This window comes from Thermobifida fusca YX (genome assembly GCF_000012405.1).
In the GTDB taxonomy this organism is placed as follows: Bacteria; Actinomycetota; Actinomycetes; order Streptosporangiales; family Streptosporangiaceae; genus Thermobifida; species Thermobifida fusca.
Map to the genome: position 1 here is coordinate 2,112,852 of NC_007333.1, position 19,358 is coordinate 2,132,209.

The 19,358-nt window shown below is 67.4% G+C and carries 15 protein-coding genes; 6 read left to right on the top strand and 9 right to left on the bottom strand.

Going from position 1 to position 19,358, the window contains the following annotated elements:
- Positions 1-212: 212 nt before the first annotated feature.
- Both TFU_RS08925 and TFU_RS08930 read left to right on the top strand, forming a co-directional pair.
- Positions 213-1,547, top strand: a complete 1,335-nt coding sequence (locus tag TFU_RS08925) for a helix-turn-helix domain-containing protein (RefSeq protein WP_011292237.1) — start codon at positions 213-215, stop codon at positions 1,545-1,547.
- 50 nt (positions 1,548-1,597) lie between these two features.
- Complete coding sequence (locus TFU_RS08930; RefSeq protein WP_011292238.1) at positions 1,598-2,023, top strand: hypothetical protein; 426 nt, start codon at positions 1,598-1,600, stop codon at positions 2,021-2,023.
- A gap of 159 nt (positions 2,024-2,182) precedes the next feature.
- On the opposite strand, the gene TFU_RS08935 is transcribed toward TFU_RS08930, so the two are convergent.
- Complete coding sequence (locus tag TFU_RS08935) at positions 2,183-3,334, bottom strand: site-2 protease family protein (RefSeq protein WP_011292239.1); 1,152 nt, start codon at positions 3,332-3,334, stop codon at positions 2,183-2,185.
- A 63-nt stretch (positions 3,335-3,397) separates the two neighbouring features.
- On the opposite strand from TFU_RS08935, the gene TFU_RS08940 reads away from it, so the two are divergent.
- The 3 genes from TFU_RS08940 to TFU_RS08950 all read left to right on the top strand — a co-directional run bounded on the left by TFU_RS08940 (position 3,398) and on the right by TFU_RS08950 (position 6,584).
- Positions 3,398-4,240, top strand: coding sequence for a RecB family exonuclease (locus TFU_RS08940; protein WP_011292240.1), 843 nt, complete (start codon positions 3,398-3,400; stop codon positions 4,238-4,240).
- An 8-nt stretch (positions 4,241-4,248) separates the two neighbouring features.
- Positions 4,249-4,959 (top strand): LuxR C-terminal-related transcriptional regulator, encoded by a 711-nt coding sequence (locus TFU_RS08945; RefSeq protein ID WP_011292241.1) that lies wholly within the window; start codon positions 4,249-4,251, stop codon positions 4,957-4,959.
- Positions 4,960-5,156: 197 nt separating this feature from the next.
- Entirely contained in the window at positions 5,157-6,584 is a 1,428-nt protein-coding gene (locus TFU_RS08950) for a threonine/serine ThrE exporter family protein (protein ID WP_011292242.1), read from the top strand.
- 81 nt (positions 6,585-6,665) lie between these two features.
- Here TFU_RS08950 and TFU_RS08955 read toward each other — a convergent pair whose 3' ends face one another.
- From TFU_RS08955 to metH, 7 genes are all read right to left on the bottom strand, one after another.
- Positions 6,666-8,447 carry an ABC transporter ATP-binding protein gene (locus TFU_RS08955; RefSeq protein WP_011292243.1) on the bottom strand — a complete coding sequence of 594 codons (1,782 nt, stop codon included), beginning with the start codon at positions 8,445-8,447 and terminating at the stop codon, positions 6,666-6,668.
- Positions 8,448-8,511: 64 nt separating this feature from the next.
- Entirely contained in the window at positions 8,512-9,525 is a 1,014-nt protein-coding gene (locus TFU_RS08960; protein ID WP_011292244.1) for an ABC transporter permease, read from the bottom strand.
- 89 nt (positions 9,526-9,614) lie between these two features.
- Entirely contained in the window at positions 9,615-11,378 is a 1,764-nt protein-coding gene (locus TFU_RS08965) for an ABC transporter substrate-binding protein (RefSeq protein WP_011292245.1), read from the bottom strand.
- A gap of 74 nt (positions 11,379-11,452) precedes the next feature.
- A complete protein-coding gene (locus tag TFU_RS08970; RefSeq protein ID WP_011292246.1) occupies positions 11,453-12,478 on the bottom strand; it encodes an ABC transporter permease in 1,026 nt (341 codons plus the stop codon).
- Positions 12,479-12,915: 437 nt separating this feature from the next.
- Positions 12,916-13,377 (bottom strand): hypothetical protein, encoded by a 462-nt coding sequence (locus TFU_RS08975; RefSeq protein ID WP_011292247.1) that lies wholly within the window; start codon positions 13,375-13,377, stop codon positions 12,916-12,918.
- Positions 13,378-13,489: 112 nt separating this feature from the next.
- The gene (locus TFU_RS08980) at positions 13,490-14,158 is read right to left on the bottom strand and encodes an HAD family hydrolase (RefSeq protein ID WP_011292248.1); all 669 of its coding nucleotides are present in this window, start codon (positions 14,156-14,158) and stop codon (positions 13,490-13,492) included.
- A complete protein-coding gene (gene metH / locus TFU_RS08985; RefSeq protein ID WP_011292249.1) occupies positions 14,155-17,631 on the bottom strand; it encodes a methionine synthase in 3,477 nt (1,158 codons plus the stop codon). Before metH ends, TFU_RS08980 begins: the two co-directional genes overlap by 4 nt.
- Before the next feature lie 344 nt (positions 17,632-17,975).
- Here metH and TFU_RS08990 point away from each other — a divergent pair, with 344 nt between their 5' ends.
- Positions 17,976-18,821 carry a PAC2 family protein gene (locus TFU_RS08990; protein ID WP_011292250.1) on the top strand — a complete coding sequence of 282 codons (846 nt, stop codon included), beginning with the start codon at positions 17,976-17,978 and terminating at the stop codon, positions 18,819-18,821.
- Between the two features lie 67 nt (positions 18,822-18,888).
- Here TFU_RS08990 and TFU_RS08995 read toward each other — a convergent pair whose 3' ends face one another.
- Entirely contained in the window at positions 18,889-19,308 is a 420-nt protein-coding gene (locus TFU_RS08995; protein ID WP_011292251.1) for an ABATE domain-containing protein, read from the bottom strand.
- Positions 19,309-19,358: the final 50 nt, after the last annotated feature.

Below are 19,358 nucleotides of genomic sequence, written 5' to 3' on the forward strand. Positions count from 1 at the left end.
GGACGTTGTCCAGGACTGTGCGGGTCTTCCGTGTGGCATCTCAACTGTCACTCGTTCCCCCTCCATGTCTGAGATGATCCCAAACACAGGACCTCTGGCCTCTTGACTGTGCCCGTTTCGTCACCCCGAAAGAAAGCTTTATGCGCGTCTCGCATGATCATATTTTTTTGCAGATAGCCGCAAAGTGCAGGCCAAGTCTTTAACCTAGGCTCATGTCCCAGCGTGAAGGTGTAGGAACCCTGCCTGGGGATTTCTGGACCCGCCCCGCGGTGGCTGCCGCACTAGCCACCTGCGACATGGCGGCTCTTGTGGAAGCCGTCCGGCTCGCTCGGGGGTGGTCCCAGACCGACCTGGCACGGACGGTCGGCTACAGCCAGAGCTGGGTATCCCGAGTCGTCAACGGTCAACAGTCGCTCACGTTGGACCAGGTGAGGGAGGTCTGTGAGCGGCTGGGGATTCCCATTCACCTGTTGCGGTTCGCTCCGGCACAACCTAGTTCCGTTCCGTTGACGGCCTCACGCCCTCCCGCCGCATTCGCGGCGGGCCGTATGAAGGGGGCGGGTCCAACGCGACGTCGAGACTTCACTAAGGCTGTCGCTCTAGCGACGCTCTCCTTGCCGAACCTCTCGGCGGTGGGGAACGTGCACGAGGAGACGGCAGCGACCCTGCGTGCCATTACCGGGAGCCAGCGCAGGCTGGACGCCTCGTCGCCCTCCCGGGATCTGGTCAACGCTGCCTTGGCTCACTGGGAGCTGTCGGCACGGACGCTGTCGCGTGCCAAGCGGACTCCGTTCGCCGCTGAGGTGGCTGCCGCGTCCAGTGAGGCGGCGGGGTTCGCTGCGTGGCTGCACGCTGATATGGGCGACTCCGGGTCGGCGCGGTCCTTCTACCACCGGGCGGTGAAGCATGCTCACCAGGCAGGGGATGTTCTGTTAACCGTGTACATGCTCGGCAGCCTGGCGCTCTTCGAGATCGACTCGGAGGAGCCCGAACTGGGGTTGCGCCTGGCTGAGGAGGCTGCTCACAAACTGCGCGGCGAGGTGCACCCCACTGCGCAGGCGTGGCTGTCCTGTGTGTGCGCGCTTGGTCATGCGGCGTTGGGGAATCGTGCCGCTACCCAGGAGCGGCTCGCCCACGCCGAGCACGCCGCGGAACGGCCTGAGAACACTGATCCGCCGTGGCCGTGGGTGTTCCGGTTCGATTCGGCGAAGGTGGCCGGGTACCGGGCGTTGGCCGCGGTGCGGCTGCGTCGACCGCACGAGGCGCGGGCCGCGTTCTTCGAGGCGTTCCCCAGGACTGTTTCGGCTCCCAAGCAGCAGTCGATACTGATGGTGGAACTGGCGACGGCGCACGCTGATGCTGGGGACGTGGATGAGGCGTTCCGGCTTGCCTCTCACGCCCTGCAGACGGGGGTTGCCTACCGCTCCGAGAAGGTTCTCAACCGGGTGCGACGGTTCCGTCGTGAATACCGGGGACCGCAGGCGCGGTGCGTCCACGCGTTCGATGAGCAATTGGCCAGCCTGACCACCGGGAGGTTGCCTCTGTGAGCAGATACCGTGTCGCGGTTACTGGGCACCGCGGACTGCCGGAGCAGACCATGCGGCTTGTCGCGGGGGAGCTTCGGGACTATTTGAGCAGGTTCGGCTCCGGCTTGGTGGGGTTGTCGTGCCTTGCCGACGGCGCTGACACGCTTTTCGCGGAGATCGTGCTGGAAGTGGGCGGCGCGTTGGAGGTGGTGGTGCCCGCTGAGCGCTACCGTGACTCGCTGCCTGCCGACCACCACGCCGCTTACGACGCGCTGCTGGCCCGCGCGCAGGCGGTGCAGCGTCTGCCGTTCGTCGAGTCCACGCCGGAGGCGCACCTGGCGGCGGGGAAACTGCTTGTGGACTCGTGTGACACGCTGGTGGCGGTGTGGGACGGGGCGCCCGCCCGGGGGCCTGGGGGGACGGCGGACATTGTCGCCTATGCCCGGGAGCACGACCGCCCGGTCCACGTGATCTGGCCTCCGGGGGCGTCCCGCTGAGGCTGGGACTGGCCGGGGAGGGCGGGTGGCCGGTTGGCTGCATCGGATCGTGGGGGTGCTGGGGCTGAAGCGGGGTGCGGGATGCTCCGCGGAGGCGTACGGGCGGTGTGCGGGCGTGGTGTCCCCGTCGGCTGTATGCCGAGCGGGCGCGGGGTGCGGTTAGAAGCCGTTGCCTTCCATGGCTCCGCGAACGTCGGCGGTACGCAGCGCCCCCACTGCGGTGCCGTCCGCGTCGACGAGTAGGTATTGGGACGCCGGTTGGGCGTTCATGGCTTTAATCAGGTCTTCCCCGGCAAGGTCGGCGGGCAGCACAGTGCCGGGGGTGAGGGTCTGGGCGGTGTGGCTGACGGGGAGCCAGGGCCGCCGTTCCACGGGTACGGCGTTGGCTGCAGCGTCGTCCACGATGGAGGTGGGGGTGCCCGCAGAGTCGACGACGAGGATCGCTTCCGCGTCGGCTGCGGCACGGCGGCGCAACGCTTCGGCGAGCGGAGTGTCGGTGGTTACGGTGATGGCGGTGCGGGCCAGGTCGCGGGCGACGAGCTGGGGCAGGCGGGCGCGGATCCGGGCGGTGTGCAGGGCGACGGAGGCGTTGCGCCAGATGAAGGCGCCGAGCAGGGTGGTCCACAGGACGGTGACGATGCTGGGGGCGGCCCGCCATAGCAGCCAGGAGTAGACGAAGGGGAGCGCGATCACCAGGATCGCGAGGATGCGTCCGCCCCAGGCGGCCGCGGTGGTGCCGGTCAGCGGCCGTCCGCTGGCTGCCCACACGGCGGCGCGGAGGATACGGCCGCCGTCCAGGGGCAGTCCAGGCAGCAGGTTGAAGACGCCTACCAGCAGGTTGGCGACCCAGAGCTGCCAGATGAGCACGCCCAGCACTGTGGCAGGGTCGACCAGCAGGTAGCAGAGGAAGCCGAGACCGGCGAGGACGAGGGAGAGCAGGGGGCCGCTGAAGGCGATCCAGAACTCCTGGCGGGGCTGTTCAGCTTCCCGGTCGATTTCGGACACTCCGCCCAGCAGGTAGAGGGTGATGCTGCGTACGGGGAGTCCGTAGTGGCGGGCTGCGACGCAGTGGGCGAGTTCGTGGATGAGCACGGACACGTACAGCAGCACGGCGAAGAGGAGCGCTACCAGGTAGGAGGCGGCGCCGAGGTGCAGGATGCTGTCGACGACCGGCTGGTAGAGGAAGGTGAGCAGCACCGCGATCACCACCCAGGACGGGGTGATGTAGACCGGGATGCCCCATGGGCGTCCGATGCGTAGCCCACCCTTCCTGTCCCGGGGCTGGGAAGCTGCGGAGTCTGGTTGGTTCACTCTTCCAGGCTACGGCTTCTGGTGTCGATGTGCCGGTGCTGCGGGCGGCTAAGGTGGGGAGTCATGAGTTCCGCACCGTCCCCCGTGCCGCTGCGGGCCCTCTCCCCGTCGCGGGCCACCGACTTCATGCAGTGTCCCCTGCTGTTCCGGTTCCGGGTGATTGACCGGATTCCTGAGCCGCCGAGTCCGGCGGCTCGGCGCGGCACGCTCGTCCACGCGGTGTTGGAGAAGCTGTTTGAGCTTCCTGCGGAGTCGCGGACGCCGGATGCGGCGCTTGCGTTGCTGGAGCCGCAGTGGGAGCGGATGCGGGAGCAGGAGCCTGATGTCGAGGCGATGTTCCCTGATGCGGAGGCGTTGGCGGCCTGGTTGGAGGAGGCGCGCGCGCTGGTGCGGCGCTATTTCGACTTGGAGAGCCCGCAACGGTTGGAGCCTCAGCAGCGTGAGGTCCGCTTGGAGGTTCCGTTGGAGTCGGGCCCGCTGCTGCTCGGCTATGTCGACCGAGTGGATGTGGCGCCCACGGGGCAGGTGCGCATCGTCGACTACAAGACGGGGAAGAGTCCGGCTCCGCGTTACGAGGACAAGGCCCGGTTCCAGATCTTCTTCTACGGGGTCATGGTGTGGCGGGAGACCGGTCGGGTACCCGACCGGCTGCAGCTCCTGTACTTGGGGGACGGGGCGGTGCGCTGGTACGACCCGACCGAGGAGGAGATGCGTAACGCGGAGGCGCATATCCGCGCGGTGTGGGACACGATTGTGGAGACTGCTCGCACGGGGCGGTGGCTGCCGCGCCGGTCGCCGCTGTGCAACTGGTGCGACCATCGGGCGCTGTGCCCGGCGTTCGGGGGGACTCCTCCCCCGCTTCCCCAGCAGGCCGCGCAGGATGTCGTGAAGCCGCTCGCGTCCTGAGTGGGCTGATGCCGGTTCGTGTGCTGCTTGCCGACGGTCGGCCGCTGGTCCGTGCCGGGCTGCGGCTCATCGTGGAGTCGGATGCGCAGACGAGCGTGGTAGGTGAGGCCGCGGAGGTTCGCACGGCCCTCGCAGCGGTCCGCCAGTTGCTGCCGGACGTGGTGGTGGCTGATGCGGAGCTGCCGGGCGGGGGCGGTGCCGTGCTCAGCCGCGAGGTGCGGCAGTGGGCAGCGGACTCGGGGCAGACGGTGCAGGTTGTCGTCGTGGCTTCGTCCGTGGCAGAGGGTACGGCTTTCGAGGTGTTGCAGGCGGGGGCGCGCGGTCTGCTGTTGCGGGATTCGTCCCCGGAGGAGCTGGTGCGGGCGGTCCGCGAAGTCGCCCGGGGGAACGCGGCGCTGTGTCCCCAGGTGACTGCTCGACTGTTGGACCGGCTGGCGGCGCTCCCCGCTGCCCCGCAGGCCAGCGGCCCGGCCGCGGAGGTGGCGCGGTTGACTCGTCGGGAGCGGGAAGTGCTGCGGCTGTTGGGGCGGGGGCTGACGAACGCGGAGATCGCGCGGCAGCTCGTGCTCGGCGAGACGACGGTGAAAACGCATGTGGGCCGGGTGCTCGCCAAGCTGGGGCTGCGGGACCGGGTGCAGGCCGTGGTGTACACCTACGAGCACGGGCTGGTGGTTCCCGGGGAGGGTGCGGGAGACGGCCGCTCGTCCCGGGGTGAGTGATCTCATACGGTCCGGTGGCGGATCGGTGCAGGGTGGGGGCAACTTCGGCGGCGTGGGGAACGTCTCCCCCAATGAGCTTTCCGTTTCTTCCCCTTGTATCCCACCCACTCCCTTATGTCCCAGGTTTGGATGCGTCATTCCCGGATGGAGCATGCGTCCCGTTGGGCAGGGGTCCCTCCCGAGGAGGTGAGCGCCGGATGAACCAGGCACCGCGGCGTTCCGACACATCGCACTCCCCCACCCTGCTGACCCGGTTGCGGGACTGGCGTGCCAGCCGCGGCGTGCTCGACCTGGAAGCAGAAGAGTTCGAAGACGAAGCGCCGCGTCCCGATCCGCGGGCCATGGACCTCGTCCTGCGGGTAGGGGAACTGCTGCTGGCCAGCGGGGAAGCCACCGAGACGGTCAGCGACGCGATGCTGAGTCTGGCGGTGGCGTTCGAATTGCCCCGCAGCGAAGTGTCGGTGACGTTCACCGGCATCACCCTGTCGTGCCACCCCGGCGGGGATGAGCCCCCGGTGACCGGGGAGCGCGTGGTGCGCCGCCGCTCCCTCGACTACCACAAGGTCAACGAGCTGCACGCGCTGGTGGAAGACGCTGCGTTGGGCCTGCTCGACGTGGAGCGCGCAACCGCGCGGCTCCACGCCATCAAACGCTCCCGGCCGCACTATCCCCGCTGGGTGATCGTGGCCGGGCTGGGGCTGATCGCCAGCAGCGCCAGTGTCATGGTGGGCGGTGGGATCATCGTGGCGGCCACGGCGTTCGCCGCCACCGTGCTCGGGGACCGGGCCGCGGGCTGGCTGGCTCGACGCGGGGTGGCCGAGTTCTACCAGATGGCGGTGGCCGCGCTGTTGGCGGCGAGCACCGGCATGGCGCTGCTGTGGGTGAGCGAGGAGCTGGAGTTGGGGCTTCGCGCGAACGCGGTGATCACCGGGAGCATTGTGGCGCTGCTACCGGGGCGTCCCCTGGTCTCCAGCCTGCAAGACGGGATCAGCGGCGCGTACGTGTCGGCGGCGGCCCGCCTCTTGGAGGTCTTCTTCATGTTGGGGGCGATCGTCGCGGGGGTTGGCGCGGTCGCCTATACCGCGGTGCGGCTAGGGCTTTATGTGGACCTCGACAATCTGCCGTCGGCGGGGACGTCACTGGAGCCGGTCGTGCTGGCAGCTGCGGCAGGTTTGGCGCTCGCGTTCGCGGTGTCCCTGGTCGCGCCGGTGCGGGCCCTGCTGCCGATCGGCGCGATGGGGGTGCTGATCTGGGTGTGCTATGCGGGGCTGCGGGAACTGCTCGCCGTGCCGCCTGTGGTGGGGACCGGGGCGGGCGCGGTCGTGGTCGGGGTGATCGGCCACTGGCTGGCCCGGCGGACCCGGCGTCCTCCGCTCACCTTCATCATTCCGTCGATCGCTCCGCTGCTGCCGGGAAGCATCCTGTACCGGGGACTGATCGAGATGAGCACGGGGGAGCCGCTGGCCGGGGTGGCGAGCCTCGGTGAGGCGGTCGCGGTCGGCCTGGCTCTGGGTGCGGGGGTGAACCTCGGTGGTGAGCTGGTGCGGGCCTTCTCGTGGGGCGGTCTCGTGGGTGCGGGGCGCCGGGGTCGGCAGGCGGCCCGCCGGACCCGGGGAGGCTACTAGTTTCCTGCTGGAGCCGGGACAGGGGCAGCCGCGGCAGAGTGCCGGGGAGTGCTCAACCGCCGGCTGCCCCTGGTCTGCGGTTCAGGCGACGTCGGTGTCCGGCTGCGCGGCGCGGAGCCGGCGGCGTTCAGCGCGGTGAGCGCGGGCCGCGTCCGGGTCGAGGACGGGGGCGGCAGCCAGCAGCTGCTTGGTGTAGGGGTGCTGCGGGTTCTCGTACACCTCGTCGCTGTCGCCGGTCTCCACGACTTTGCCTTTGCGCATGACGAGGACGCGGTCGCTGATCTGGCGGACCACGGCCAGGTCGTGTGCCACGAAGATCAACGTCAGGTTGAAGTCTTCTTGCAGTTCCGCGAGCAGCCGCAGCACCTGGTCTTGGGTGGAGACGTCCAGCGCGGAGACCGGTTCGTCGCAGATCACCAGTTGGGGGCGGAGGATCAGGGCCCGGGCGATGGCGATGCGCTGGCGCTGCCCACCGGAGAAGGCGTGCGGGAAGCGGTTGTAGTGGGACGGTTCGAGTCCGACCCGTTCCAGCAGTTCCTGGACGCGGGTGCGGATCAGTTTGTCGTCGCGTTCCCCTTGGATGCGCAGGGGTGCGCCGATGCTGTCGCCGATGGTCATCCGGGGGTTGAGGGACGAGTAGGGGTTTTGGAAGACCATCTGGATGTCGCGGCGCAGCGGGCGCATCTTGCGTTCCGGCAGGTGGGTGATGTCCCGGCCTTGGAAGAGGATGGTGCCTTCGGTGGGCTCCAACAGCCGCATGATCATGCGGGACAGGGTGCTTTTACCGGAACCGGACTCGCCGACAATGCCCAGGGTTTCGCCGCGGTACAGGTCGAAGGAGACGCCGTCGACCGCGTAGAAGTCGGTGGCGCCGCCGAAGAGGCCGCCGCGGATACGGAACCGCTGGCGCACGTTGCGCACGCTCAGCAGCGGCTCCTCATCGGTGCTGCGCTGGCTCGGCGCAGGCGTTTCCGCGGCGGCCGGGGTGGTTTTCCCTTCGCGTTCGGCACGCAGTTGGGCACGGCGCTGGGCCCGGGAGATCTCGATCCGGGGCACGGCGGCGAGCAGTTGCTGGGTGTAGGGGTGGCTCGGAGAGTTGAGCACCTGACGCACGTCGCCGCGTTCCACTGCCACGCCTTTGCGCATGACGAGGACGTTGTCGACTGATCCAGCGACCACGGCCAGGTCGTGGCTGACGAGGATGAGCGCCATGCGCAGGTCGCGGCGCAGCTCGTCGAGAAGGTCGAGGATCTGCGCTTGCACGGTGACGTCCAGGGCCGTGGTGGGCTCGTCGGCGAGCAGCACTTTCGGTTCGCACACCAGGCCCATGGCAATGAGGACGCGCTGCCGCATCCCGCCGGAGAATTCGTGCGGATAGGAGTTGATGCGTTTCGCCGGTTCGGGGATGCCGACCCGGTCAAGCACGTCGATGGCGCGCCGCCGTGCCTCAGCCCGGCTCGCTGTGGGGCGGTGGGTGAGGTAGGCCTCGATGATCTGGTTCCCGATGGTGTACTGCGGGTGCAGGGAGGACATCGGGTCTTGGAAGACCATGGCGATGTCGTTGCCGCGCATCGCGCGGATCTCCTGGTCGCTGGCGGTGACCACGTCGATTCCAGCGACGCGGATCTCCCCGGAGAGCTGTGCCCGGGTGTCGCGGTGCAAGCCCATCAGCGCCAGGGAGGTGACGCTCTTACCGGAACCGGACTCGCCCACGATGCCTAGCGCTTCACCTTCGGCGACTTCGAAGGACAGGTTCTGGACGGCGTGGACGTCGCCGTCGTCAGTGGAGAAGGTGATGGAAAGGTCGCGCACGGAGACAACGGGAAGCCCATTGCCTTGGCTTCCGGTTTCCGGAGTGCTCATTGCCTGTCTTCCTTGCTTGGGTGTCCCCCGCCGTGGCGGGTAGGGCGGTGGGTCATGGTCGAGGTCAGCGGGCCGTACGCACCCTGGGGTCGACCAGGGGGTAGAGCAGGTCCACGGCCAGGTTGCACAGGACGATGAAGAACGCGCCGAACAGGGTGACGCCGAGGATGACCGGCAGGTCGCTCTGCACGATCGCGGTGACCGCGAACCGTCCAATGCCGTTGAGCGAGTACACCTGTTCGGTGAGTACTGCGCCGCCGAGCACCAGTCCGATGTCCAGACCGAAGATGGTCAGGATCGGGGTGAGCGTGGGGCGCAGGCCGTGTTTGAGGATGACACGGCTTTCTTTGAGGCCTTTGGCTCGGGCGGTGCGGATGTAGTCCTCTCCCATGGTTTCCAGCATGCCGGCGCGGGTCTGGCGCGCATACTGTGCGGCGTGCAGGAACGCCAGGGTCAGCCACGGCAGCAGCAGTCCGGAGGCCCAGGCGATGGGGTCTTCGGTGAACGGCGTGTACCGGGCGTTGGGGAACAGGCCCCAGTCGTGCACGAGGAAGGCCAAGGCGAGCTGGCCGGTGAAGAAGATGGGGAGGGAGACTGCGCCCAGGGCCAGGCCCATGGAGATCCGGTCGAAGATGCTGCCTTTTTTGACGGCTGAGATGACGCCGACGGCGACCCCGCCGACCAGCCAGAGCACCGCGGCGCCCAGGCCGAGGGAGAACGTGATCGGCAGCCGCTCGAGGATGGCGGGGAAGACCTCCTGGTAGGTCTGGAAGGAGTAGCCGAAGCAGGGGGCCGCGCAGTGCACGACGTCGTTGCCGAAGGTGTAGTCGGCTCCGAGGACGATGCCTTTGATGAACTCCCAGAACTGGATGATCAGCGGCTGGTCCAGGTTCAGCCGTTTGATGGTGGCTTGGATGGCGGCTTCGGTGGGGGCGCGGCCCACGTACATGGTGGCGAGTTGTTCAGTGGTCCGCCCGGCGAGTCGTGGCACCACGTAGAAGATGACGAACGTCATCAGGGTCACGACGAGGAGCAGGATCACACTCGCGCCCAGGCGCCGGAGGATGTATCTCAGCATTGCGGTCGGCGCTGGCCTGGGCGAACCGTGGCTGTTCGGCCCAGGCCAGCGCCTTCACCTGCCTTCCCGATACTGGTCGAGCGTGGCGACTACTCGGTTTCGGTGGTGCCGAGCGTCATGTAGTCGTACATGTGCCAGCTCGGGTTGAAGAAGACGTTGGTCAGGTTGTCGGGCCGGTAGATCACGGACTTCTGGAAGACGCCGGTGAGGATGGCGGCGTTCTCCATGGTCAGCCGGTCGATCTCGGCGTAGATCGCGGCCTGCTCTTCCGGGTCCTCGACGCTGACGACCTCGTCGAACAGCTTGTTGATCTCCGGGTCGTCCAGTTCGGCGATGTTGGAGTTACCCGCCTGCTTGATGGCGTCGCCGTCCAGGATGGAGCTCATGAAGCCGTAGCCGGAGGGCCAGTCCGCCATCCAGCCGTAGTAGGTCAGGCCGAGCTTGTTCTCGGCGACGAAGTCAGGCGAGCCGGCCTGGGTGTTGGTGTAGGTGTCCGACGGGTAGCCCTTGACCTTGGCCTCGATGCCGACCTGGGCCAGGTCCTGCTGGATCGCCTCGACCGCGTCGACTTCAGCGGGACGGTCGGAGCGGACGCCGATGTTGACTGCGAAGCCGTCGGGGTGGCCGCACTCTTCCAGCTTCTCCTTGGCCTTCTCCACGTTGGGCTTGCCGGAAGCCGCGTCGTAGGGGTCGTAGGAGGGGTCGGCACCGGGGATGTCCGGGGGCAGCACCTGGGTGGCGATTTCACCGCCCAGTTCACCGCCGTAGGCGCGCTGGATGCCTTCGCGGCCGACCGCGTACTGGATGGCCTGGCGGCAGGCGAGGTTGTCCAGCGGCTCGACCTTGGTGTTGATGTTGACGTAGAAGTGGGCGCCGGTGGTCGGGTTGTCGATGTTGGCGCGCGCCTCCTCGTCGGCGACGAGCTTGCCCTTCATCGCCGGGCCCAGGCCGGTGCCGGCCAGGTCCACGTCGAGCTCTCCGTTGACGAGGCGCTGGTCGATCTCGTTCTGGTCGACGCCTTCCTCAACGGTGATCCGGTCGGGCAGTGCGGTGCGGATCGGGTCACTGTCCGGGTCCCACTCTTCGTTGCGGACCAGGACCAGGCCGTTGCCGGGGGTGTAGTCGTCTTCGAACTTGTAGGGGCCGGAGGAGACCACGCGGGTCTGGTACTGCTCGCCCTTGTCGGCCTCGGGCGGCACCGGAGCGGTCTGCGGCTGCGCGAGGACGTAGAGGAAATCCGAGAACGGTTCCTTGAGGTGGAAGACGAGGGTGTAGTCGTCCGGGGTTTCGATCGCGTCGAAGCCTTCCAGCGGGTCACCGCCGCCGTAGGGGCCGTCGTAGTCGTCCTCGTCGAGGAGCTGCTGGAAGTACTTGGGGCCGTTGGGCAGCGCCTGGTCGCCGAAGTTGCTGCGCGCGATCGCGTACTTGATGTGCTCGGCGACGATCTCGGTGCCGTCCTCGTACTTGAGGCCTTCCTTGAGCTTGACGGTCCACTCGGTGCCGTCGTCGCTGACCTCGGGCATGTCTGCGGCCAGGTCGGGGACCAGCTCGGTTCCCGCCTCGCCCGGGGCAGCCGCATAGGTGAGGAGTGTGCGGGCGTAGTAGCGGCTGAAGTTCCACACGTAGCCGTAGTAGGTGTTGCCCGGGTCGGTGCTCTCCATGTTGGCGGAGATCGCGAACCGCAGGGTACCGCCCTTGGCGTCGGAGGGGTTGACGATTTCGGTGCTGCCCTTGTCGAAGCCGGCACCGTTGCCGCTGCCGCCCCCGCTGCTGCCGCTGTCACCGCCGCAAGCGGCGAGCATGAGGGCGGCCGCCGCACTCAGTGCGGCGAATCCCATGACACGTTTGTTCACTGACTTCCCTTTCTCACTGCGGATAGGCGGGAGACCCCGCCGTGCGGGTGCGCGTAGTCGCCGGGGCGAACGCGTCAGTCTGTGGACCTGGGGTCGAAGGCATCACGGAGCCCGTCACCGAAGAGGTTGAACGCGAGGACCGTGATGAAGATCGCAAGTCCGGGGATGATCACGAAGTGGGGGGCGACCGCGTAGTAGTCGAGGGATTCGGAGAGCATGTGGCCCCAGGTGGGGGTGGGCGGGTTGACACCGACGCCGAGGAAGGACAGGGCCGCTTCGAAGAGGATGTTGGTGGGGATCAGCAGGGTCGCGTAGACGAGGATCGGCGCCACCAGGTTGGGCAGGATTTCGCGGAAGATGATGTGCCCGGTACCTGCGCCCATGGAGCGGGCTGCTTCCACGAATTCGCGTTCGCGCAGGCTGAGGGTCTGCCCTCGCACGATCCGGCCGATGTAGGGCCAGCTGAAGAAGCCGATGATGAACACGAGCACGGCGATGCGGAGGGCGTTGTCGCTGAGACCGAACGCTTCGTCGGGGATGACACCGGCCAGGGCGATCGCGAACAGCAGCAGCGGGAAGGCGAGGAAGATGTCCATGGCGCGGCTGATCACGGTGTCCACCCAGCCGCCGAGGTAGCCGGCGAGGATGCCGAGCACGGTGCCGATGGTGACGCACAGCAGGGTGGACAGGAAGGCGACGAGCAGGGAGATGCGCGCCCCGTAGACGATCCGGCTGAACAGGTCACGCCCGTTGACCGGTTCCACGCCGAGCAGGTGTTCTTTGCTCATGCCGCCGGTCGGGTCGATCCCGCTCCACGGGTCGTTGGGGTTTTTGAGGACGCCCTGGGTGGCCGGGTCGATGAGGTCTTGGTGGAACTGGTTGGGCGGATGTCCGAACCAGTGGGTGAGCAGCGGCGCGAAGATCGCGACCAGGATCAGCAGGAGAACGACGATGCCTCCGCCCAGAGCGACCCGGTCTTGGCGTAGCCTCCGCCAGGCGATCTGGGTGAGGGAGCGACTCGCGATGTCACGCCGCCCTTGGGCGATGGCCTCGGGTTCGGCGTGCTGCGCCGATTCAGGCGCGTCCAACGGCGCGGTCATGCACCTTCCCCCACTTCTCGCGCTTGTGGCCGTGGATCAGGCCGGGCTGTTGTCCCGGATGTCGCAGTGTCGTGTGCCTCTGGGCCCCTGTCCGGCGAGGCAGACGTCGACGTCACCAGAAGACCACTCATGGTGACCGTTCGACACAACAGTCCGAACAGTAGCGGGAATTCTGGTGCGTCTTACGACACACTTCGCCAAAAATACTCCCTGGTAATCAGCAAAACGTCCAAATCACCCCGGAGTACCAGAATCGTGATACGAGCACTACTCAACTGTCATTCATCTTTGATGTTACGTAAAGAATTGAAACAATAACGCAAAGTTGTATCGGCGGCGGTGCGGCACTCGTACTCCCCCGCACCGGTCCGCGGACACACAACAGGGACCCGCCCGTGCCGGGCGAGGCCCTCAACACTGTGAGCAGAAGGGGGAACCTACGTAATCCCCCGCTTGCGCAGCAGCTCCTCGATTTCAGCGAACTCGTCGTCCACCCCCGCACTGGACCGGGGGCCTTGCGAGCCCTTCCCCACCGCCGGGCTCGCCGGACGGCCTTGAGTGGACGCGGGCTGCTCTGCGGGTGCGGCCGGTCTGGAACGTCCCCGCAGCAGGCGGCCGATGGTCCACAACACCACCGCGACACCGGCCACCACCACGCCGGCCCACGCCAGCGGGTCGAACACGAGCCCACCGAAGAACCGCACCAACTGGCCGGCCAGCGACGCCAGCAGCCCCATCAACCCGATCAGCCCGAACGCCAGCGGCAGCAACGACCACGCCACAGCACGCAGCCCTGCTGAAGCACCCTTGCGGCGCCACACCACCCAGGAGATGATCAGCCCCACCACGGTGAGCGCGGCGCCTAGCAGCAGACCTTCAAACGGCATCTGTGTCGGCATGGTCCCTAGTCTCGCTCCGCGAACGCTGTCTCCACATCGGGTTTCTCCCCTAGTGGACGCCGCTTAAGCGGATTTTTCCCGACAACGCCAGGTTTTTGCTGACCGTTCAGCGTCACGAGTTGACCACTTGTCGTAGCCAGTCCACGCTGATCTCCGTCAGGGAAGAGACCACATACCGCCGCTCCGCCTCCTCGATCGGAGCCACATGCGGCACCGCGACCACGACACACCCTGCGGCTTGGGCCGCAGCCACGCCAGCGGGCGAATCCTCCACCGCCACACAGCGGCGCGGATCCACACCCAGCAGGCGTGCCGCCGTGAGATAAGGCTCCGGGTGCGGCTTGGCCTGGGACACTTCGTCCCCGGCCACCGTCGCCGCGAAATAGTGCTCCCCCAGACCGCGCAGTGCCGTGCCCAGCAGCGACCGGTACGTGGAAGTGACCAGCGCCATCGGCACCCCCAGGGCATCCAGTTCGCTGAGCAGCTCCTTAGCGCCCGGCTGCACGGGGGGACTGTCGGCCATCCGCCGCGCCACCGACGTGTACAGCATGGTGACGATCTCACTCTGCGGAACCGACGTCCCCGAGCGCTCAGCGATGTAGGAGGCCACCATCGCCGCGGAGCTCCCCAAGCAGCGCCGCTGGTCCTCGACCGTCCACGTGGTACAGCCGAGTTCGGCGGCGACCTCGGCCTCCGTGGCGATCCACAGCGGCTCGGTGTCGATCAGCGTGCCGTCCATATCGAACAGCACCGCCTGCGGAAGTTGCTGCTCAACGGTCATACGTTGAAGTATTTCGCCTCGGGGTGATGGACAACGATCGCGTCAGTGGACTGTTCGGGAACAAGCTGGAACTCCTCGGACAACGTCACCCCAACCCGTTCCGGACGCAGCAGGGCCACGATCTTGGCGCGGTCCTCCAAGTTGGGGCAGGCCCCGTACCCCAGGGAGAAACGGGCGCCTCGATAGCCGAGCTTAAAGTAGGCGTCCAAATCGGCCGGGTCGGGATCCTCCCCGGCGAAGCCCAGCTCGGCGCGGACCCGGGTGTGCCAGTACTCCGCGAGTGCCTCCGTCAACTGCACGGACAGCCCGTGGAGCTCCAAGTAGTCCCGGTACGCGTTCTTCTCGAACAGCTCCGCGGTCGCCTTGCTGATCGTCGAACCGACGGTGACGACCTGGAACGCCACCGTGTCCAGTTCCCCGGACTCCTTGGGGCGGAAGAAGTCAGCCAGGCACAGGTGCCGGTCGCGGCGCTGCCGCGGGAACGTGAACCGGGTCAGCTCGTTTTCGTCCTCACCGAGGACGACCAGGTCGTTGCCTTCGCTGTAGCAGCGGTAGTAGCCGTAGACGACCGCCGGCTCCAGCCACCCCTCGGTCTGGATCCGGTCCAGCCACATGCGCAGCCGCGGCCGCCCCTCCGTCTCCACCAGCTCCTCGTAGGTGGGGCCGTCGCCGCGGGAGCCGCGCAGCCCCCACTGGCCCATGAACGTGGCGCGCTCATCCAGGAAAGCCGCGTAGTCGGCGAGCGGAATCCCCTTGCAGATGCGGTCCCCCCAGAACGGCGGGGTCGGCACCGGGTTGTCGGTGGCCACGTCGCTGCGCGTCGGCATCTTCTCCGGCTCGGTGACGGTAAGCTGTGCGCCCCGCTTCACCCGGCGGGTGCGCAGCGGCGGCAGCTTAGCCCCCTTCACCCCGCGTTTGACCGCCATGATGGCGTCCATGAGCTTCAAGCCTTCAAAAGCGTCGCGGGCATAGCGCACCTCGCCTTTGAAAATCTCGGCGAGGTCCTGTTCCACATAGGAGCGGGTCAACGCGGCACCGCCCAGCAGGACCGGGTAGCGGTCAGCGACCCCGCGGGCGTTCATCTCCTCCAGGTTCTCCCGCATCACCACCGTGGACTTCACCAGCAGGCCGGACATGCCGATCACGTCGGCGCGGTGCCGCTCGGCCGCCTCCAGAATCGCGGAGATGGGCTGCTTGATCCCCAGGTTGATGACCTCGTAGCCGTTGTTGGACAGGATGATGTCCACAAGGTTCTTGCCGATGTCGTGGACGTCGCCCTTGACCGTGGCCAGCACGATCCGCCCCTTGCCGAGGTCGCCGTCCACCTTCTCCATGTGCGGCTCCAGATAGGCCACGGCGGCCTTCATCACCTCGGCCGACTTCAGCACGAACGGGAGCTGCATCTGCCCGGAGCCGAACAGGTCGCCGACGGTCTTCATCCCCGCCAGCAGCGTGGTGTTGATGATGTCCAGCGCGGACCGCTGGGTGAGCGCTTCGTCCAGGTCCGCTTCCATGCCGGCGGCTTCCCCGTCGACGATACGGCGCTCCAGGCGCTCCCACAGCGGCAGCGCGGCCAGCTCTTCCTCGCGCGAGGCGCGCATCGCCTGCGCGTCCACTCCTTCGAAAAGCTGCAGGAAGCGTTGCAGCGGGTCGTAGTCATCGGTGCGGCGGTCGTAGATCATGTCCAACGCCACCTGCCGCTGCTCCTCGGGGATGCGGTTGATCGGCAGGATCTTGGAGGCGTGCACGATCGCGGAGTCCAAGCCGGCCTGGACGCACTCGTGGAGGAACACCGAGTTGAGCACAATGCGGGCAGCCGGGTTGAGCCCGAAGGAGACGTTGGACACGCCCAGCGTGGTCTGCACGTCCGGGTGGCGCCGCTTCAGTTCACGGATCGCCTCGATGGTTTCCAGAGCGTCGCGCCGCGACTCCTCCTGTCCGGTTGCGATCGTGAAGGTCAGGCAGTCCACGATGATGTCGTGCTTGCGGATGCCGTACTCGGTGGTGAGCTGCCGGATGAGCCGCTCGGCGACCTCCACTTTCCGTTCCGCGGTCCGCGCCTGCCCCTGCTCGTCGATGGTCAGCGCCATGAGGGCCGCCCCGTGCTCCACCGCCAGCGCGGCGACCTTGGCGAACCGGGAGTCAGGGCCGTCGCCGTCCTCGTAGTTGACCGAGTTGAGCACGGCGCGCCCGCCCAGCATCTCCAGTCCAGCTTCCAGTACCGCTACTTCGGTGGAGTCCAGTACGAGCGGCAGCGTGGAGGCGGTGGCCAGCCGGGAAGCCAGCTCCCGCATATCGCGCACCCCGTCGCGTCCCACATAGTCGACGCACAGGTCGAGCATGTGCGCGCCGTCGCGGATCTGCTGGCGGGCGATCTCCACACAGTCGTCGTAGCGTTCCGCGAGCATGGCTTCGCGGAACGCCTTGGAGCCGTTGGCGTTGGTGCGTTCCCCGATCGCCAGGTAGCTGGTGTCCTGGCGGAACGGGACGCTCTGGTAGATAGAGGCGGCGGCGGGTTCGACGTGCGGTTTGCGGTCCGGCACGCCGCGTCCCTGCACCCGCTCCACCACTTGGGCGAGGTGCTCAGGGGTGGTGCCGCAGCAGCCGCCCACCAGGGCCAGGCCAAACTCGCGGATGAACGTGTCGTGTGCTTCGGTGAGCTCATGCGGCTGCAGCGGGTAGACGGCCCCGTCCGCCCCCAGCTCAGGCAGGCCCGCGTTCGGCATGCAGGAGAGGGGGATGCGGGAGTGGTGGGAGAGGTAGCGCAGGTGCTCGCTCATCTCTGCTGGACCGGTAGCGCAGTTGAGGCCGATCATGTCGACCCCTAGCGGTTCCAGCGAGGTCAGTGCCGCACCGATCTCGGAGCCCACCAGCATGGTCCCCGTGGTTTCAATCGTCACCTGGACGATGATCGGCGTGTCGGTACCCGCGGCCTTGCGGGCCCGCCGTGCCCCCACGATCGCGGCTTTCGCCTGCAGCAAGTCCTGGCAGGTTTCGATCACGATCGCGTCGACACCGCCGTCAATGAGCCCGCGTGCGCACTGTTCGTAGTGGTCGCGCAGCACAGCGTACGGGGCGTGGCCAAGGGTGGGCAGCTTCGTCCCGGGCCCCACAGAGCCGAGGACGTAGCGGACGTGATCGGCAGTGGTGTACGCGTCGGCGGCTTCGCGGGCCAGGCGGGCACCGGCTTCAGCCAGTTCGTAGGTGCGTTCCGCGATGCCGTATTCGCCGAGGTTTCCGAAGTTCGCGCCGAACGTGTTGGTTTCGACACAGTCGACGCCGGCCTGCAGGTAGGCCTCGTGGATCTCCCGGACCACGTCGGGCCGGGTGATGTTGAGGACCTCGTTACACCCCTCGTGTCCCTCGAAGTCGTCCATGCTCAGGTCGTATGTCTGAAGCATCGTTCCCATCGCCCCGTCGGCGACGAGGACGCGGGAACCGAGGACTTCACGGAAGGAGAGTCGAGCGCTCATAGACCGACCTTTGGCTTCGCTGTTGACGGACGTACGGCCCGCTGAGCGGGCCGCGAGGACGGTTGGGGCAGCCCCGTGGGACGCTACTGCCTACGCCACCCCCGGGTGCTTTGACGATAGCGCACCGTGGTTGTGCCTTTTCGTCGGACAATTACGGACCGCGGAACTCAGGGTGTGGCACGCTCCACAACGTCGACAAACCTGGAATCCTGGGCAGCGATTCGGCGTTTTGTTCGGTTTCGCCTCTACGGCGCAGTCCTGTTTGAACATATGGTGGACACAACAGCGGTGCGGATCGATAGTGATCCGGTACCCATGACCCCGATGATTGAAGGAGGCGGCCTGTGCCTGAGCTCGACAGCGTCTCGGAGCTGGTCGAGCCCGTGATGGTGGCCGCGTTCGAGGGCTGGAATGACGCCGGTGAGGCGGCCAGCGCCGTGATCGACCACCTGACCGATGTCTGGGGGGCTACCGAGCTGGTCTCCCTGGACTCTGAGGAGTACTACGACTTCCAGGTCACCCGGCCTCAGGTCACCGCAGTCAACGGTGCCCACCAGGGAATCCACTGGCCCGGGGTGAAAGTGCTGCTGACCCGTTCTCCCGAAGGGCGAGACGTGGTCCTGGTGCGAGGTGACGAGCCCAGCATGCGTTGGCGTGGGTTTGCCAGCGACCTGTTGTCGATCGCCCGGGAGTTGGGTGTGCGACGCGTGGTCCTCTTGGGCGCGCTGCTCGCCGACGTACCGCACACGCGACCCGTACCGGTCACGGGCATGTTCTCCCACCCCGAACTAGCCACCTCAGCGAGTCTGGAGCCGGCCACCTACGAGGGACCAACCGGAATTGTCGGCGTGCTGCACGACATTTTCAGCGCTGCCGGTCTGGAAACGATCTCCCTGTGGGCGGCGGTCCCCCACTATGTGTCCCAGCCGCCCAGCCCTAAGGCGACGCTGGCGTTGGTCCGCCGGGTGGAGGACACCTTGGATTTGACGGTCCGGCTGGGGGAACTGCCGGAGAACGCCCGGGCCTGGGAGCGCGGAGTGGACGAGCTCGCCGCCCAGGACACCGATATCGCGGACTATGTGCGCAGCCTCGAGGAGGCCAAAGACGCGGCGGAACTCCCCGAAGCCTCCGGGGAGGCTATTGCCCGTGAATTCGAACGTTACTTGCGGCGACGGCGCGGCGGATCCTAGCCGCTGCGGTACAGCTGCCGGTGGCCCGTCCCGGCCGGGGCGGGCCACCGGCGTGTCTGTGTGCGGTTCAGTCCACGCTGATCCGTCGCCATTCTCCGGTGGCGAGGACCGCGGCCCAGGCACCGGCGATCCGGGCCAGGCCCCGGCGGACCTCGTCGACCACGGCGGGGGCCAGCGGAGACAGCGCTGCCTCGCCGGGGTTGATCCGTACCGTGACCCGCAAGCCGTCCAATACCCGCTGGGCGCGGGCGATCGCTTCGGCGTCGGCGCTCTCCCCTGCCGCTGCCCGCAGTTGGGCGCGCAGCCCGTCGCGCAGGGCGAGCGCTTCGTCGAAGTCGGCAAGGGTGATCGGAATGGCGCTCTCCGGGATCAGCCGGTGGTCACGCAGGAACCGGGCGAGATCTGCCCGGCCGGCCAAAGAGTCACCGGTGGTGACGAAGTCGCGGATGAGCGTGGCCGCGGCGCTCAGAGTCTCGGGGGTTGCCATTGCTCCATCACATCACGGATTGACACCAAGCGTTGACGTTTCCGCTGACT

Bases quoted from the DNA above. Each gene is read 5' to 3' on its own strand.
- TFU_RS08975 (WP_011292247.1), bottom strand. From the start codon at position 13,377: ATGCCGACACAGATGCCGTTTGAAGGTCTGCTGCTAGGCGCCGCGCTC.
- TFU_RS08980 (WP_011292248.1), bottom strand. From the start codon at position 14,158: ATGACCGTTGAGCAGCAACTTCCGCAGGCGGTGCTGTTCGATATGGAC.
- TFU_RS08925 (WP_011292237.1), top strand. From the start codon at position 213: ATGTCCCAGCGTGAAGGTGTAGGAACCCTGCCTGGGGATTTCTGGACC.
- TFU_RS08970 (WP_011292246.1), bottom strand. From the start codon at position 12,478: ATGACCGCGCCGTTGGACGCGCCTGAATCGGCGCAGCACGCCGAACCC.
- TFU_RS08995 (WP_011292251.1), bottom strand. From the start codon at position 19,308: ATGGCAACCCCCGAGACTCTGAGCGCCGCGGCCACGCTCATCCGCGAC.
- TFU_RS08950 (WP_011292242.1), top strand. From the start codon at position 5,157: ATGAACCAGGCACCGCGGCGTTCCGACACATCGCACTCCCCCACCCTG.
- TFU_RS08945 (WP_011292241.1), top strand. From the start codon at position 4,249: ATGCCGGTTCGTGTGCTGCTTGCCGACGGTCGGCCGCTGGTCCGTGCC.
- metH (WP_011292249.1), bottom strand. From the start codon at position 17,631: ATGAGCGCTCGACTCTCCTTCCGTGAAGTCCTCGGTTCCCGCGTCCTC.
- TFU_RS08940 (WP_011292240.1), top strand. From the start codon at position 3,398: ATGAGTTCCGCACCGTCCCCCGTGCCGCTGCGGGCCCTCTCCCCGTCG.
- TFU_RS08930 (WP_011292238.1), top strand. From the start codon at position 1,598: ATGCGGCTTGTCGCGGGGGAGCTTCGGGACTATTTGAGCAGGTTCGGC.
- TFU_RS08960 (WP_011292244.1), bottom strand. From the start codon at position 9,525: ATGCTGAGATACATCCTCCGGCGCCTGGGCGCGAGTGTGATCCTGCTC.
- TFU_RS08955 (WP_011292243.1), bottom strand. From the start codon at position 8,447: ATGAGCACTCCGGAAACCGGAAGCCAAGGCAATGGGCTTCCCGTTGTC.